The sequence below is a fragment of the Chitinophaga sp. sic0106 genome, assembly GCF_019219075.1.
Taxonomy (GTDB): domain Bacteria; phylum Bacteroidota; class Bacteroidia; order Chitinophagales; family Chitinophagaceae; genus Chitinophaga.
Map to the genome: position 1 here is coordinate 557,033 of NZ_JAHUWJ010000001.1, position 15,491 is coordinate 572,523.

Consider the following 15,491-nt stretch of genomic DNA (forward strand, 5'->3'; position numbering starts at 1 on the left):
AACCCAATTATACTACGTTTATCCTGTGATCCCCACCCCCGAGACAAGAGGGCATGTCTGCCAGTTTCATCATCCCACAATATGTGTATAATCAATACTGCTTTTGCTTTTCAACGGCGTTTTGTGTAATGATTATGATGCAAATCTAAAGAGGTTGGTGATTCTTTGCAAATTTTTTAAGAAAAATTTTTGAATTTTCGATATTTTTTAAATATTTGCATATAACTTTAAAACATTCAAAAACAAATTGTAAAAATGAGCCACAATTTGAATATTGACAAACTTGATTTGCAGATAATCAGCGAGATGATGAATAATGCAGAGATCTCGTATGCAGACCTGGGGAAAAAGTTATTCGTTTCCGGGGGTACTATCCACGTTAGAATGAAGAAACTACAAGAACTGGGTATAGTTAAAGGTACTAAATTACATGTAGATTTAAAAATGATTGGCTATGATGTAATCGCCTTTATTGGAATATACCTGGAAAAAAGCTCCATGTATGATACCGTAGCTAAAGAATTAAGAAAGATACCTGAAATGGTACGCCTCAATTACACCACCGGTAGCTATAGTATGTTCGCAGAAATCATCTGTAAAGATATTACCCAGCTTCGCCGTATTCTGCACGACGAATTACAGAAAATAAAAGGCATCGAAAGAACCGAAACCCTCATTTCTCTGGAAGAAAGCTTTTACCGTACGATCAACGTGGTTGAATAATAATAATATGGGATGGGCTGGCCGTAGTTGCCATTTCATTCTTAATTATTAAATTTCGCCATGGTTACAACAGAAATCGCCGAAAAAATACAACGGCTGGAAGAAAAATATGCCGCGATGGGTCAAAACCTCTCGTCCTACCTGGACGGGCTTCTGTACGCGGATTACCTTACTTACTGGGACTATATTCAACTGGATGTGCTGCTAAACCTGCAGCACCCACGGACGCCCTTTCCGGATGAGAGCATATTCATTATGTATCACCAGATCACGGAGCTGTACTTTAAACTTACGCTGCAGGCCATAGAACAGATCTGCCAGGCGCCGGAGGCCAAGGCCGACACGTTTAAAGTGCAGCTCAAGCGCATCAACAACTATTTCAAAAGCCTGATCAGCTCCTTTGAGATCATGGTAGACGGAATGGATAAAGAGCAGTTCCTGAAATTCCGGATGGCCTTGCTGCCTGCCAGCGGCTTCCAGAGCGGACAGTTCCGGTTGATCGAAATCTGCTCCACCACCTTGCCCAACCTGGTATATGAACCACAGCGGGAACAGGTGCGTGGCGCAGCCTTGAAAGACGCACTGGATAACATCTACTGGAGAAGCGGAGCAACAGAACTGGCTAGCGGCAAGAAAACCCTTACCCTGCGCCAGTTTGAGCTGAAATACATGGAAACTTTCCTGAAAACAGCCACCCGGTACCAGGACAATAACATTCAATTACGCTATAAGCAGCTCACCCCACAGGAACAGGAAGAAGTAGCACCCCTCCTGCGGGAATATGACCTTAACATCAACGTCCGCTGGCCGCTGATGCACTATAAGTCTGCTGTAAGATACCTGCACAAAAAACCGGAAGATATTGCCGCCACCGGCGGTACCAACTGGCAGCAGTATTTGCCTCCGAAAAATAAAAGGATCGTTTTCTTCCCTGAACTGTGGACAGAAGAGGAGCTGAATAACTGGGGTAAAATCGCCATGGGCGACGAATAATCAATCGAACTGCTGCGTGGTAAAACGCTTTATATGATATGCCAGCAACGGTACGTCTGCTTTTTCCAGCGGGTGTACCGTATCTGGCAATATAGCCAGCTGTGCCAGCGGGAGCGATTTATAAGCCTCGATAGTTTCCTGAAAGGATACCATACCGTCTTTATCACCCATCATAACCAGGCAGGGAGATGCTATCTGCCCCAGATCGCCGGCCTTCAGGAGGTTGGTATGTCCCAGCTCCGCAATAAGCAGGGCCGTCATATTTACCACTTCCTTCCAGTCGGACGCCGCATGCCTCGCCTCCAGCACCCTGGCAAATGCCGGTACTTTTTCTTCGATTGTTTCCGGGTTCAGCTGCTTCACCTCGCGGGTAGCGGTAGCTTCATTCCAGTTAAACTTGGTGGCCAGCGTCATCACATGCCCGATCTTTTCAGGGTGGTGGCGGCACAGGTACAAGGCTACATAGCCGCCCATGCTATAGCCAAAAATGTGGATAAAATCGATGTTTCGCTCTTCCAGGTAACGTAATACCTCGCCTGCAAATACAGGAACACTAAAGCCCTCCGCCGAAAACGGCTGCTGGCCATGTCCGCTGAATTCGAGGGTATGTACGTCGTAATGCTGCTCCAGCGTGGATGTAAGTGCGTCGAACTGCGAGGCCGCTCCCAGCGCGCCATGCAATAACAGAATGGGGATCTTTTGATGCTGCATAGTTAAAACTAAGAAAAAAATAACCAATTTACCCGGCCCCGTGATCATCTGCTGGATCAACAATGCCGGTGGCGGAAGAAGTAACGGCCACAGCTCAGGGTAAATCATACCGCAACGTCTTCCGGCTTGCCTCGCCGACATGCACGGAACTCCGCGTGACTGTCCGCCAGGGACTCAGGTAATTGGCCTAAAATAGCTTCCGGGGATAACATGGATATGCTTTTATAAACAATGCCCGGATGTGAAATGTTCCTCATATTTTTTTATTATGTTTGCAATGATGTTGCCGATTAACTTCTTCCCTTTTGAGAATCACTTTTGTTCTCATTAAGATGTCTCCTCATCAAATAATTTTATTAAATAATACTAATGGAATATAATACCACGCGTAATCACCTGATAATGAAAGAGTACGGTAGGAATATCCAGAAAATGGTGGAATACCTACTGACCATAGAGGACGATATGGAGCGCCAGCGCAATGCGATGGCGGTCATAGAGCTGATGGGTACGCTGAATCCGCATCTCAGAAATGTGGAGGATTTCAGACATAAACTTTGGGATCATATCTTCAACATATCCGGCTTTGGGCTCCAGGTGGAGTCTCCATACCCCATTCCTACCAGGGAAACCTTAAAGGCAAGACCTGAGCGACTGCCATACCCTAAAAAGTATCCAAGAAACAGGCACTTTGGAAAAAACCTGGAAATGGTGATTGACAAAGCAATTGTTGAAGAAAATCCGGAAAAAAAAGAAGGTTTCACGCAGGTGGTAGCCAACTACATGAAACTCGCTTATGGCAACTGGCATAAGGAGAGTGTGCATGATGATGCCATCAAGGCGGAACTGCTGTCTATTACCGGCAACCAGCTGGAATATCATCCGGGCGCACCTTCGGTTATTGCCAGTACGCCGACATTTACGCAGCCATCAGGTAATACAATGGGTGGGGATCATTTCCGCACCAGCAGTACCGGTAAACGTAAAAACTTCCAGCAGAACCAGAAGTTCAAAGGCGGTAGTAACACTCCAGGCAAAGGAAATAATAACAAGCATAATAACAAGTTCAACAAAAACCGGAATAAGTAGTGAGCAGTGCTTTTGAAGTAAGAGGCGGCAACCGTCTGCAAGGGGAGATCGTTCCTCAAGGTGCCAAAAACGAAGCTTTACAGATCATCAGTGCAGTAATGCTTACCCCTGAAAAGGTAACCATATCCAACATCCCCGACATTGTAGATGTCAACCTCCTGATAGAACTCCTTGGTGAGGCGGGTGTAAAGATTAACCGTGTAAGTAGAGATGTTTGTGAATTCCAGGCTGACGCCATCGATCTGGATTATTTGCAGAGCCCCGAGTTTAAAAAGAAATCAGGCCGTTTACGCGGCTCCGTTATGATCGCCGGTCCGTTGCTGGCAAGATTCGGAAAAGCGTTTATCCCTAAACCGGGAGGCGATAAAATTGGTCGCCGCCGCCTGGATACCCATATTATCGGATTCGAACGCCTCGGCGCCAGATTCATATACGATTCGGACGATAACTTCTTCCGGCTCGAAACAACAGGTCTGAAAGGAACCTATATGCTCCTGGATGAACCAAGTGTTACCGGCACCGCCAACATTGTAATGGCAGCTGTAATGGCCGAAGGTACTACCACCATCTACAACGCAGCCTGCGAGCCTTATCTCCAGCAGCTTTGTAAAATGCTGGTACGCATGGGCGCCAAAATACAGGGTATCGGTTCCAATATGCTGATCATCGACGGGGTGAAATACCTCGGCGGATGCGAACATGAGATGCTGCCGGATATGATCGAAATCGGCTCCTTCATTGGCCTTGCAGCCATGACCCAGAGCGAGATCACCATCAAAAATGCCGGTGTGGAACACCTGGGGATTATCCCGGAGAAATTCCGCCAGCTCGGTATCAACCTCGAAATCCGTGGAAACGACATCTACATACCTTCCCAGGAAACGTATGAGATACAGACTTTCCTCGATGGCTCAATCCTCACGATCTCCGATCACCCATGGCCAGGTTTTACCCCTGACCTCCTCAGTATTGTACTGGTGGTGGCCACACAGGCAAAAGGCAGTGTGATGATCCATCAGAAAATGTTTGAAAGCCGTTTGTTCTTTGTAGACAAACTGATCGACATGGGCGCACAGATTGTACTCTGCGATCCACACCGTGCGGTAGTGATTGGCCTTGGCCGCCAGCACAACCTCCGGGGGATTACTATGTCGAGCCCCGATATCAGAGCCGGTGTATCCCTGCTGATCGCTGCCCTCAGCGCAGAAGGTAAATCCACCATTCAGAATATCGACCAGATTGACCGCGGATACCAGTATATCGACGAACGCCTCCGGAAACTTGGCGCCGATATCAAACGTGTTTAATAAATTCTTCAAGTTCATACCTGCTAACAGAGCCCAAATACCAGCAACTAAATCCTGGTTTTTGGGTTTTGTATTTGGGGTACCCGAGAAATTAATATGGAAAAAAAGATCATTATCGTTACCGCTCCTTCCGGTGCTGGTAAAACCACTATCGTAAAAAAATTACTGGCGGAAATGCCGCAGCTGGCATTTTCTATCTCTGCCGCTACCCGCGAAGCCCGCGCCAATGAAGTGCATGGCAGAGATTATTATTTCATGACCTCGGACGATTTCCATCAGAAAATTGATGAAAATGCGTTTGCAGAGTATGAAATGGTGTACGCCGGAAAATATTACGGTACGCTGAAGAGCGAACTGGAACGAATTTGGAGTAATGATCAGATCCCGATGGTAGATATTGATGTGAAGGGAGCTTTGTCCATTAAAGAGAAATATCACCAGGAAGCCCTGACGATCTTTATACAACCGCCCTCCATTGATGCACTGCGTGAGCGCCTCAGTGAGCGTGGTACCGAAACCCAGGCTTCCCTGGATGAACGCCTGGCTAAAGCCCGTTACGAACTTTCTTTTTCGCACGAATTCGATAAAATTGTTGTTAATGATGTGTTGGATAGGGCCTATGAAGAAGTAAAAAATCTGGTAAAAGATTTTTTAAATATAAAATAGCCCTGTGATGGTTGGTTTTCCTAATTTGTTATTTTTGTTGAGATGGACGTTTATACACTTATAATTTTAGTCTTTCTGGTACTGCTGGCGGGCTTTTTCGCCGGTATTGAGTCTGCATTCGCGAATGTGAATAAGCTCAGTATTGAACTCAAAAAGAAACAGGGTAGGACTACCGGTAAAATTCTTGCCGGTTTAAATGAGCATCCCAGCCGTTTCCTGGCTACCAGCCTGGTAGGGTTTACGATCACCATCGTGATCTACAGCATTATGATGGCAGGCGCAATTCAGCCGCTGGGGGTGGTAGCAGCACCGGAAATCGCCAATATGCAGCCACTGGTAATCTTCCTGGAAGTATTACTGGCATCCCTGCTGATTCTTTTTCTCGGATTTTTTATACCTAAAGCGGTATTCCGGTCCAGACCGGAGGCGCTGCTGAGCTTTTTTGCGCTGCCGATTTCCATGATCGCCAAGCCGTTGTATATTATCGGGAATGTGCTGGTATCTATTGCAGAATGGATGCTGAAGTACCTCTTTAACGTACGCCTGCTGGAAACGAGGGAGTCGTTCAGCCGGGTGGATGTGGAAAACTTCATCCGCCAGTCGCAGCAGCATGTCAGCGAAAACCAGGAACTGAACACCGAGTTGTTTGAAAATGCGTTGTCGCTCGCCCATGTGAAGATCCGGGGCTGCCTGATTCCCAGAAAGGAAATTGAGGCACTGGAAATTACCAGCCCGATCGAGCATGCGCGGAGCAAGTTCATGGAAACCAAGCTGTCGAAAATAGTGATCTATGAAGGCAGTATAGATAATATACTGGGCTATATTCACCAGCTTGACCTGTTTAAGGCGCCTAAGGATATCCAGGCTATCATTCATCCGATCCTGGCTGTTCCGGAAACTATGAGTGCGATAGATTTGCTGAGTAAGTTTAATAAGGAAAGGAAAAGCATTGCCTGGGTAGTGGATGAATTTGGCGGTACTGCGGGTATTGTGACTATAGAAGATGTGTTGGAGGAAATTTTTGGAGAGATAAAAGACGAGCATGACGAAGAGGAGTTCGTAGAAAAGCAGATTGCTGAGAAGGAATATATTTTTTCCGGCCGTTTGGAACTTGATTACTTGAATGAGAAGTACGGACTGGATTTTCCGGAAGATGAGAGTGAAACTTTGTCGGGTTATATCATTAATCACCACGAAACGATTCCTAAGATTAAAGAGCGGATTATTATAGATGACTATGAATTTGATATTCTGAATGTGACAGACACAAGGATAGAAATGGTCAAAATGAAGATTTTAGGCTAAAAAATTGCAGTTTTTGCATGCCGAAAAACCGCTTATAAAAAAAATATAAACTATTTATATTTTTTTCTAATATTTGTGTTAACAAGACAATAACAATAATTGCTAAAACGTTTTTTAAAAAAGTAGTAGGAATTTAACACGGAATGTATACATTTGCTATAGATGATGTAACACAATGATTTGATTTTTGTTAAAAGGTTGTAAAAAAAGTGTTCCAACATTGATAATAAAATATTTCTCGTTATTTTTGTATTACAAATAAAGCTACCAGAGATTCTTACTTATTCTGAACGCTTGCCATCAATTAGGTAAGTAGTTGACCTGGGAGCCAAAGACATTCTCGAATTCAACTTTTTTGGGGTTAACAAACAATGGATGAAAGGCCGGCTCTTGATTCTTCTCGGGCTGGCTCTTTTTTTTGCCCTAACTCATCTCGCACTTTTCATTACATTTTATTTTACTGGTTGCGAACTCTGCGAAAAACGGCAAATCCGTTGCGGAAATGATGCATCCCACTGGTAAAACAGTTCTGCGAATTGTTGTATCCATCCGCTATATTTGTGCCTCTTGATTTTGATCACCGCATTCAAACCGGATTGAATACTAGAACATGTTAAAGAAATTTTTTTCGAAGAATAACGATAAGGCAGAGATGTCTTTCTTTGATCACCTGGAGGACCTTCGCTGGCATATTGTTAGATCAGTATTGTCGATTGTTGCGTTCAGCATATTTGGATTTCTCTATACGCAGGAGATTTTGGATAATGTGATTTTCGGGCCTACTAATGCCACTTTCCCTTCTTACAGGGCGCTTTGTGCCATCGGACATTTTTTTAATCTCGGAGATGCTTTGTGTATCACGCCTGTAAAGGTGGTGTTCATGAACTCTAAGATGGTGGGCCAGATCATGCTGCAGTTTAAGCTGGCATTTGTGATTGGTTTCGTGTGTTCGTTCCCGTATATCTTCTGGGAGTTCTGGCGTTTTGTGAAGCCGGCATTAAAAGAGAAAGAGCTGAAAGGTGCCAGGGGCGTTATTTTCTGGGTGTCGTTCCAGTTTTTCCTCGGAATATTTTTCGCATATTTTCTCATGGCGCCGTTTACCATCAACTTCCTGGCGTCTTATACTATTACAGATAAAGCGATCAACCAGTTTTTCATGGATGATTACTTTGATCTGATGTCGCAGATTGTACTGGGTATGGGCTTGCTGTTTGAGTTGCCGGTACTGGTATTTTTTCTGACGAAGTTTGGTCTCATCACACCTAAATTCCTTCGTGCCTACCGCAGGCATGCAGTGGTAGTGATCCTGATTCTGGCAGCGGTTATTACTCCGCCGGATCTGATAGACCAGCTGATTGTGTTTACGCCTTTATATCTCCTGTACGAAATCAGTATCTTTATATCTAAGAAAGCCATGCGCGATCGTGAGAATAAAGAAGAGAAAGTAGAAGTTGAAGAATGGTCATAATTGTTAAACAGTAAGTGATAAGCCAACTTCATTCATCTGAAAAATTACTTGTTATGGAAAAATTGACTTTTAATCTTGCACTTCCGGTAGCCATAGGCGCTGATCATGCGGGTTTTGAGTATAAGGAAGAAGTAATCTCCTTCCTCGAAGCAAAAGGCATCAAAGTAAAAGATTTCGGTACGCATACGAAAGATTCAGTGGATTACCCGGATTATGCACATCCGGTGGCCACGGCGGTGGAGCGCGAAGAAGCCGCATTCGGTATCCTGATCTGCGGCAGTGCCAACGGGGTGGCTATTACAGCCAATAAGCACCAGGGCATCCGTGCGGCAATCTGCTGGGGCGAGGAGTTGTCACGACTCACGCGGCAGCATAACAATGCCAACGTGCTTTGCATCCCTGCCAGGTTTGTAGATGTAGCTGTAGCGAACCAGATGGTGGACGTATTTATCAATACGCCGTTTGAAGGTGGCCGCCACGAAAACAGGGTACGTAAAATGACCTGCCTCTAGGCAGCTGTTATAAATTTTGTATTTTAAAGAGCCGGGAACTTCCCGGCTCTTTTTTTTGTTAATAGTAAAGAATCCCAGGCTAAATGTACTTCCGCATGAAATTTATCCGTGTTGCCGCTACCTGTTTATTGTTTTGTATCTCCTTTACTGGCTTTGCCCAGCAGGATCTGCGTTCCGTGGAAGTTGCCGGTAAATATGCCGCAACCATCAATCCCGGCACGATCAGGCCCTGGCTGGAGGTGTTGGCCAGTCCGCAGATGGAGGGCCGGGAAACGGCTACAAAGGGGCAGGCAAAGGCAGCGTCCTATATCATCACCCAGTTACGGGAGGCGGGCTTAAAGCCAGGAGCTGCGGGCAACTGGGAGCAATTTTATGAGATGTATGAGGATACGTTGATCGAGGGGGTGATTCGGGTAAGGGATACGGATTATCATTTCGGGGAGGACTTTATTACCGACCTGCTCGAAAGCAAATCAGAAACGATTCAGACAGATCAGATTGTGTTTGCCGGCTATGGCATATCCACGGCCAGCTTTAATGATTATGCAAACATTGATGTAAAGGGAAAAGTAGTGTTAATCCGGGAAGGGGTGCCGGGTGGTTTACCAAGGGATTACGGGATTACCTATAACAAGCTGGCGGCTGCGCGTGCTGCAGGTGTACGGGCATTGCTGGTGATATCACCGCATGCAAGGAACTACCGGTTGCTGAATAAAAATAAGTTGCGCCATACGGGTATTTATATGCCAGGCGCCACTGCAGAAGGTCCTAACCTGTATTACATCACACCTGCTATGGCGGCAAGTTTGCTGGGGAAAGCATATAATGATAGCCTGTTAGACTCCCGCAAGGGGCATTTGCGTATACCTGTTCACGTTAGGGTTCCTGTTCAGATTACACTTGATAAGAAAAGTAATATTTACAAGCCTTCAAATATTGTAGGAATGGTGGAGGGAAGCGACAAGAAGGACGAGTATGTTTTTGTGACGGCGCATTATGATCATTTAGGGGTGGTGGACAACGTGCTATATCCCGGAGCGGATGATGATGGTTCTGGTACAGCTGCTGTAATGGCGATTGCATCAGCATTTGCGAAAGCGAAGCAGGAGGGGAAAGGGCCCAGGAGGAGTGTGGTGTTTATGTTAGTTTCGGGAGAAGAAAAAGGGCTGCTGGGCTCTGGTTACTATATCAATCATCCTTTGTATCCATTGTCCGCCACGGTGGCCGATCTAAATATTGATATGATTGGCAGAATTGATCCTGCACATGAACGGGATACTAACTATATTTACATCATAGGCGATGATAAGCTGAGTTCGGAGCTTCGGCCGATTAATGAGGAGGCAAATCGCATTACCCAATTTAAGCTGGACTATAAGTATAATGACCCCGGGGACCCAGAAGATTTTTACAGGAGATCTGATCATTACAAATTTGCTCAGCAAAATATTCCGGTAATTTTTTATTTTAACGGAACACATTCGGATTATCACCAACCAGGAGACACAGTAGAGAAAATCGAATTTGAATTGTTAGCGCGTAGAGCGCAGCTAGTATATTACACGGCCTGGGAGATTGCAAACAGGGATGGCAGGTTAAAAGTAGACAGGTCAGAAAAATAACCTTATAAGACAAACTTTATTAACCAATTGAAAACCTCATTTTCGTATGTACGTCAGTGTTAGTAATTGAAAAACGTTATGTAAAACGGCCACCCAAAAGGTTTTTGTTTATTTTAACAAAAATTTATAAATTTATAATAGAGTCCTAGTCTTAAGAAAACAACATATATGTTGTTTGTTGTATGTGAATTCTATTAGCGAGTTTTTAGCGTCATAAGTGAGTATCGGTCTGTTAGTTTAAAGAGCGTCCGGGTACCCGTTAAACATTTTTAATTAACCTGTTGTTATTCAATCGGTATTTTATTGTTTCAGGGGGGATTGTGGCATCATTATCAGATAACCCCACCCATCTGCAAGAAGAGAAATACCGAATATGAAAACACCTGAACCGTATGGTTATCGCACACAATCATGGAGAAATTCCCCAAAGTGTGGCTGCCCTTTAAACGGTTTTATACACAACAAGTAGTGAATGTGCTTCTGGTACCTGAGTTTTTCTAAATTTTCTGAGTTGTAACAACTGTTATCGAAAAAATGTCTGATTGTGCTTTAAACGCTTACCTACCGATTATTTGCAGCGGATTGTGAAACCATAAACAAGGATGCATGCCTAATTTTTATAGCGACTATTGGTGGATTTTTTTGCTTCGGGGCATTTTTGCCCTGGTATTGGGGGTGCTGGCTATTGTATGGCCGGGAGCCACCTTTACCACCCTGGTAGTATTCTTCGGAGCATATCTTTTCATCGCCGGTACGTTCGCTGTAATAGGAGCAGTAGCAGCAAGGAGGACTTCCGAGAACTGGGGAGTGTTCCTTTTGTCTGGTATTGTTGGTATAATATTAGGGGTCCTGACTATCATTAATCCTTTTGCCACAGGAACTGCACTGATTTACCTGGTTGCCTTCTGGGCTGTTGTAGCCGGACTGTTCGAGATTATTATTGCAATCAGGCTCAGAAAGGTTATTACCGGAGAAGGATGGTATATCGCTGGAGGACTTTTAACTATTTTTTTCGGCATATTGCTATTGTCCAACCCGGTGGCTGCCGCCGTCACCCTTACCTGGATCTTCGGCTTTTATGCTATTATCACAGGCATCATGTTGATCTCCTTATCAGTCAGGCTTCATAAAAGATGAACCTACCGGATTTTACCCTTATTTCAGAATGCCCCATATGCAAGCATATTTTCTAACTAAAACGCATCACTATGAAACTAAGAACACCAGATTAACGGCACTTGCTATCAGGCTGAAGGTCAGGTGCTGATAACTCCTTTCCGACAGGCCTGAAAAGACTGCCAGCAGCACCGGTTTGGAGCCCGGTGGATACCATCTCTGACCGTCTTTATTTTACTCCCCGCTCCGTGTGGAGCTGTTACTGTAGCGTATTTCGAAAAAATTTAAAGTTAACCGTTATGTCATCCACCGAATTCAACAATTTGTTACTAGGAAACGCCGATTTTCTGCGTCCATACGCAGTTACATTAACCAAAGACTCAGAGTCAGCCAAAGACCTCTACCAGGAAACGCTGTTCAGAGCTTTGTCTAACCGCGATAAATACCTCGCAGGCACCAATATCCGGGCCTGGTTGTATACAATCATGCGGAACATTTTTATTAACAATTACCGCAGAGGAAACCGCCAGTTCAGACTGCTGGATAGCGCCGTAGGCGACTATCTCCTCAGTCACCAGCCTTCCGCTATCGGAAACTTCGCCGAATCCGAACTCCGCGTCAAGGATGTACAAATGGCCGTTTACAACCTGCCCATCATCTTTAAACAACCTTTTTTACTCTATTTTGAAGGTTATAAGTACTATGAAATTGCAGCTATACTCAATGAACCATTAGGAACAGTTAAAAGCAGAATCCACTTCGCCAGGAAAATGCTCAAAACTAGAATAACCAGACACTAAATTTTTGTAAGAGAATATAAAAGCTAGTAAGCAGTTATATATAAGGTTTTTTGGTAACGGAAGCCTGCAAACCCTCGGCAATACCTGATGTTATCGCCGCTACAATCTATGAAACCCTGTAGTGAGCAAGAAACTGATTAAAGGAAAGTCATGCTGTTACATTTGTGCCCCTACGCAGATGTAACTGAATGTCACATGCTGTACTATTGTTTGCGGGCTTCAGTTATACTGAACCAGATCTCCCATATTTATACCATTACCCAACTTACCCCGTAATTCTCCACAGGTTTTTTGTACTTTTACACCCTTCAGATCTACAGTAAAAATTTCAATAAACAGCATATTTCGTGATGAAGGCAAACTATTTAGACGAGCTGAATGAACGGCAGCGCGAAGCAGTTCTACACATCAACGGGCCCCTGATGATCGTAGCCGGCGCCGGCTCAGGAAAAACAAAGGTGCTGACTACCCGCATCGCGCACCTCATGCGCAACGGGGTAGACGCATTCAACATCCTGTCGCTAACCTTTACCAATAAAGCCGCACGCGAAATGAAAGAACGTGTGGAAAGAATCCTTGGCGGCAGCGAAGCCAGGAACCTCTACATCGGTACCTTCCACTCCGTTTTCGCCCGGCTCCTCCGCGCAGAAGCCCACCGCCTCGGCTATCCCAACGATTTTACCATCTACGATACCGACGACGCCAAAAGCGTACTCAAAACCATCATCAATGAACTCAATCTTGATGATAAACACTATAAACCCAACTTCGTATACAACCGCATCTCCGCTGCCAAAAACAGCCTGATGGGACCAGAAGAATACCAGCACGATTACTACGTGCAACAGGAAGATATGAGAGCCAACAGACCCCTGATTGGCAAAATCTATGACATGTACGCCAAACGCTGCTTCAAAAACGGCGCAATGGACTTTGATGACCTCCTCTTCAAAATGTATGTGCTGCTCAAATCATTCCCGGAAGTACTTCATAAATACCAGCACAAATTCAAATATATCATGATCGATGAGTACCAGGATACCAACCCTGCTCAGTACGAAATCATCAAACTGCTGGGTGCTGTAAACGAAAATATCTGCGTGGTGGGTGATGATGCGCAAAGTATCTACTCCTTCCGCGGCGCCACCATCCAGAATATCCTTCAGTTCGAAAAGGATTACGACGATGCCCGCGTTGTTAAACTGGAACAAAACTACCGCAGTACCAAGTCTATCCTTAATGTAGCGAACGAAGTAATCGCACATAACAAAGGACAGATTGAGAAAAACCTCTGGACAGATAACCAGGATGGCGATACCATCAAACTGGTGCGTACCAACACAGATAACGAAGAAGGTAAGTTCGTAGCGGATACCATTGCAGAACAAAAATTGCGTAACCACTATGATAACCGCGACTTCGTAATCCTCTACCGTACCAACGCCCAGAGCCGCTCTTTTGAGGAAAGTTTACGCCGTAAAGCCATACCCTACCGCATCTACGGAGGCCTGTCGTTCTACCAGCGCAAGGAAATCAAGGATTTTGTGGCTTACCTCCGCGTTACCATGAATACCCGCGATGAAGAAAGTCTCAAGCGTATTATCAACTATCCCGTAAGAGGAATTGGTAAAACAACCATCGAGAAAACAATCGTATTCAGCAATGAACACAATATTACCATGTGGGAAGTGCTGGAACGCGCCAGGGAATTCGGTTTCAAAGGTGGTACCCTCGAAGCGATCGATGGTTTTGTAACCATGATCCGCAGCTTCCAGGCCCTCCTGGGTAAGCATAACGCTTATGACGTAGCCGTAAACGTTGGTAAATCCACTAACATCGTAAAAGAGCTCTTCAACGATAAAACCACAGAAGGCCTTGCCCGTTACGAAAACGTGCAGGAACTCCTCAACTCCATCAAGGAATTTACCGAAACTCCCGATGAAGAAGGTGAGCTGCTGGATAAAAGCATGGGCTCTTATCTGCAACAGATCACCCTGCTCACTGATTCGGATAACGAAAACAAGGAAGACAGCGATGTCGTGAAACTCATGACCATCCACGCGGCAAAAGGACTGGAGTTCCCGGTTGTATTTACCGTAGGGCTGGAAGAAACCTTGTTCCCCAGCGGCATGTCTATCAACACCCGCGAGGAACTGGAAGAGGAAAGACGCCTGTTTTATGTGGCGATCACCAGGGCTAAATCACGTCTCTGGCTTACTTATGCCAACAGCCGTTACCGCTTCGGTAACCTGGTGCAGAATGAGCCCAGCCGCTTCCTGGAAGAGATGCCAGAGAAATTTATTGATCGCAGCTACGCCGGCGGCGGTGCTATCCGTAATGCCTTTGGCAGCACCAATGGTGGCGGATGGGGTGCCGGAGGCGGTTCCAATATGTTCGACAGGATGCAGAAAAAGACAACTCCGTCATCTGCCCCACAACAAAACCCAGGTCCGCGGCCAGCTCCGAAACCAGCAGCAGGACCAGCTTCCACCCATGTACCTACACCAGGCTTTGCACCGGATGATCCGGCAGGCATGGAACCAGGTATGCAGGTAGAGCACCAGAAATTTGGTTTCGGTACCATCACCGGTATGGAAGGCGCGCCTAATAACCGCATCGCTACAGTAGTTTTCCCTAAGGGCGGCGGCGAAAAGAAAATCATGCTTAACTATGCCAAACTGCGTATTGTACGCTAATATCCGGGGATGTCGCAAGCATTGGAAAAATTAAGGCAATACTGTGCTTACCAGGAACGGTGCCACTCGGAAGTTAAATACAGGGCACTGGAACTGGGCATGCGCGGTAATGAAGTGGACGAAGCCATCGCTGCACTCATCGCGGATAACTTCCTCAACGAGGAGCGTTTCGCCAAAGCATACGCCGGTGGCAAGTTCCGTATGAAACAGTGGGGCCGGAAAAAGATCCAGGCCTCCCTGAAGATGAAACAGGTATCATCTTACTGTATCAAAAAAGGATTGCAGGAAATTGATGAAGATGATTACCTGCAGGTAGTATTGCAGCAAACGGAAAAGAAATACCAGTCGCTCAAAGGTGAAATTCCCCTGAAAAGGAAATATAAAACCATGCAATACCTGTTACAACGGGGCTTTGAACAGGAGCTTATCAGCGAAGCGCTTGAACAAATCGTAAATAATCCCGATTTTAAGTAGCAAGATTTA

General features: G+C 45.3%; 14 protein-coding genes. 13 read left to right on the top strand and 1 reads right to left on the bottom strand.

What is annotated here, in order from left to right; translation table 11 throughout:
* The first annotated feature begins 255 nt into the window (after positions 1–255).
* On the top strand, positions 256–723 hold the full coding sequence (locus KW844_RS02385; protein ID WP_029465139.1) for an Lrp/AsnC ligand binding domain-containing protein: 468 nt from the start codon (positions 256–258) through the stop codon (positions 721–723).
* A gap of 60 nt (positions 724–783) precedes the next feature.
* Entirely contained in the window at positions 784–1,716 is a 933-nt protein-coding gene (locus KW844_RS02390) for a tryptophan 2,3-dioxygenase family protein (RefSeq protein WP_218375100.1), read from the top strand.
* Here the strand turns inward: KW844_RS02390 and KW844_RS02395 are convergent, their stop codons facing one another.
* A complete protein-coding gene (locus KW844_RS02395; protein WP_218375101.1) occupies positions 1,717–2,427 on the bottom strand; it encodes an alpha/beta fold hydrolase in 711 nt (236 codons plus the stop codon).
* Positions 2,428–2,796: 369 nt separating this feature from the next.
* Here KW844_RS02395 and KW844_RS02400 point away from each other — a divergent pair, with 369 nt between their 5' ends.
* From KW844_RS02400 to KW844_RS02450, 11 genes are all read left to right on the top strand, one after another.
* A complete protein-coding gene (locus KW844_RS02400) occupies positions 2,797–3,516 on the top strand; it encodes a DUF4290 domain-containing protein (protein ID WP_218375102.1) in 720 nt (239 codons plus the stop codon).
* On the top strand, positions 3,516–4,823 hold the full coding sequence (gene murA, locus KW844_RS02405) for a UDP-N-acetylglucosamine 1-carboxyvinyltransferase (protein WP_218375103.1): 1,308 nt from the start codon (positions 3,516–3,518) through the stop codon (positions 4,821–4,823). Before KW844_RS02400 ends, murA begins: the two co-directional genes overlap by 1 nt.
* Positions 4,824–4,919: 96 nt before the next feature.
* The gene (gene gmk, locus KW844_RS02410; protein WP_218375104.1) at positions 4,920–5,489 is read left to right on the top strand and encodes a guanylate kinase; all 570 of its coding nucleotides are present in this window, start codon (positions 4,920–4,922) and stop codon (positions 5,487–5,489) included.
* Positions 5,490–5,531: 42 nt separating this feature from the next.
* The gene (locus KW844_RS02415) at positions 5,532–6,794 is read left to right on the top strand and encodes a hemolysin family protein (RefSeq protein WP_218375105.1); all 1,263 of its coding nucleotides are present in this window, start codon (positions 5,532–5,534) and stop codon (positions 6,792–6,794) included.
* Between the two features lie 610 nt (positions 6,795–7,404).
* Positions 7,405–8,262: a twin-arginine translocase subunit TatC gene (gene tatC / locus KW844_RS02420; RefSeq protein WP_218375106.1), complete on the top strand. Its 858-nt coding sequence runs from the start codon at positions 7,405–7,407 to the stop codon at positions 8,260–8,262.
* Between the two features lie 53 nt (positions 8,263–8,315).
* Positions 8,316–8,774, top strand: coding sequence for a ribose 5-phosphate isomerase B (gene rpiB, locus KW844_RS02425; RefSeq protein WP_218375107.1), 459 nt, complete (start codon positions 8,316–8,318; stop codon positions 8,772–8,774).
* 95 nt (positions 8,775–8,869) lie between these two features.
* A complete protein-coding gene (locus tag KW844_RS02430; RefSeq protein ID WP_218375108.1) occupies positions 8,870–10,396 on the top strand; it encodes a M28 family peptidase in 1,527 nt (508 codons plus the stop codon).
* 606 nt (positions 10,397–11,002) lie between these two features.
* Entirely contained in the window at positions 11,003–11,533 is a 531-nt protein-coding gene (locus KW844_RS02435; protein WP_218375109.1) for an HdeD family acid-resistance protein, read from the top strand.
* Positions 11,534–11,811: 278 nt separating this feature from the next.
* Positions 11,812–12,312, top strand: a complete 501-nt coding sequence (locus tag KW844_RS02440) for an RNA polymerase sigma factor (RefSeq protein WP_073084385.1) — start codon at positions 11,812–11,814, stop codon at positions 12,310–12,312.
* A gap of 350 nt (positions 12,313–12,662) precedes the next feature.
* Positions 12,663–15,008, top strand: coding sequence for an ATP-dependent helicase (locus KW844_RS02445; RefSeq protein WP_218375110.1), 2,346 nt, complete (start codon positions 12,663–12,665; stop codon positions 15,006–15,008).
* Between the two features lie 9 nt (positions 15,009–15,017).
* Positions 15,018–15,482: a regulatory protein RecX gene (locus tag KW844_RS02450; RefSeq protein ID WP_218375111.1), complete on the top strand. Its 465-nt coding sequence runs from the start codon at positions 15,018–15,020 to the stop codon at positions 15,480–15,482.
* Positions 15,483–15,491 lie beyond the last annotated feature (9 nt).

Coding starts and splice junctions, on each gene's coding strand:
- tatC (WP_218375106.1), top strand. CDS start 7,405: ATGTTAAAGAAATTTTTTTCGAAGAATAACGATAAGGCAGAGATGTCT.
- rpiB (WP_218375107.1), top strand. CDS start 8,316: ATGGAAAAATTGACTTTTAATCTTGCACTTCCGGTAGCCATAGGCGCT.
- KW844_RS02385 (WP_029465139.1), top strand. CDS start 256: ATGAGCCACAATTTGAATATTGACAAACTTGATTTGCAGATAATCAGC.
- KW844_RS02390 (WP_218375100.1), top strand. CDS start 784: ATGGTTACAACAGAAATCGCCGAAAAAATACAACGGCTGGAAGAAAAA.
- KW844_RS02395 (WP_218375101.1), bottom strand. CDS start 2,427: ATGCAGCATCAAAAGATCCCCATTCTGTTATTGCATGGCGCGCTGGGA.
- KW844_RS02435 (WP_218375109.1), top strand. CDS start 11,003: ATGCCTAATTTTTATAGCGACTATTGGTGGATTTTTTTGCTTCGGGGC.
- KW844_RS02440 (WP_073084385.1), top strand. CDS start 11,812: ATGTCATCCACCGAATTCAACAATTTGTTACTAGGAAACGCCGATTTT.
- KW844_RS02445 (WP_218375110.1), top strand. CDS start 12,663: ATGAAGGCAAACTATTTAGACGAGCTGAATGAACGGCAGCGCGAAGCA.
- KW844_RS02415 (WP_218375105.1), top strand. CDS start 5,532: ATGGACGTTTATACACTTATAATTTTAGTCTTTCTGGTACTGCTGGCG.
- KW844_RS02430 (WP_218375108.1), top strand. CDS start 8,870: ATGAAATTTATCCGTGTTGCCGCTACCTGTTTATTGTTTTGTATCTCC.
- gmk (WP_218375104.1), top strand. CDS start 4,920: ATGGAAAAAAAGATCATTATCGTTACCGCTCCTTCCGGTGCTGGTAAA.
- KW844_RS02450 (WP_218375111.1), top strand. CDS start 15,018: ATGTCGCAAGCATTGGAAAAATTAAGGCAATACTGTGCTTACCAGGAA.
- KW844_RS02400 (WP_218375102.1), top strand. CDS start 2,797: ATGGAATATAATACCACGCGTAATCACCTGATAATGAAAGAGTACGGT.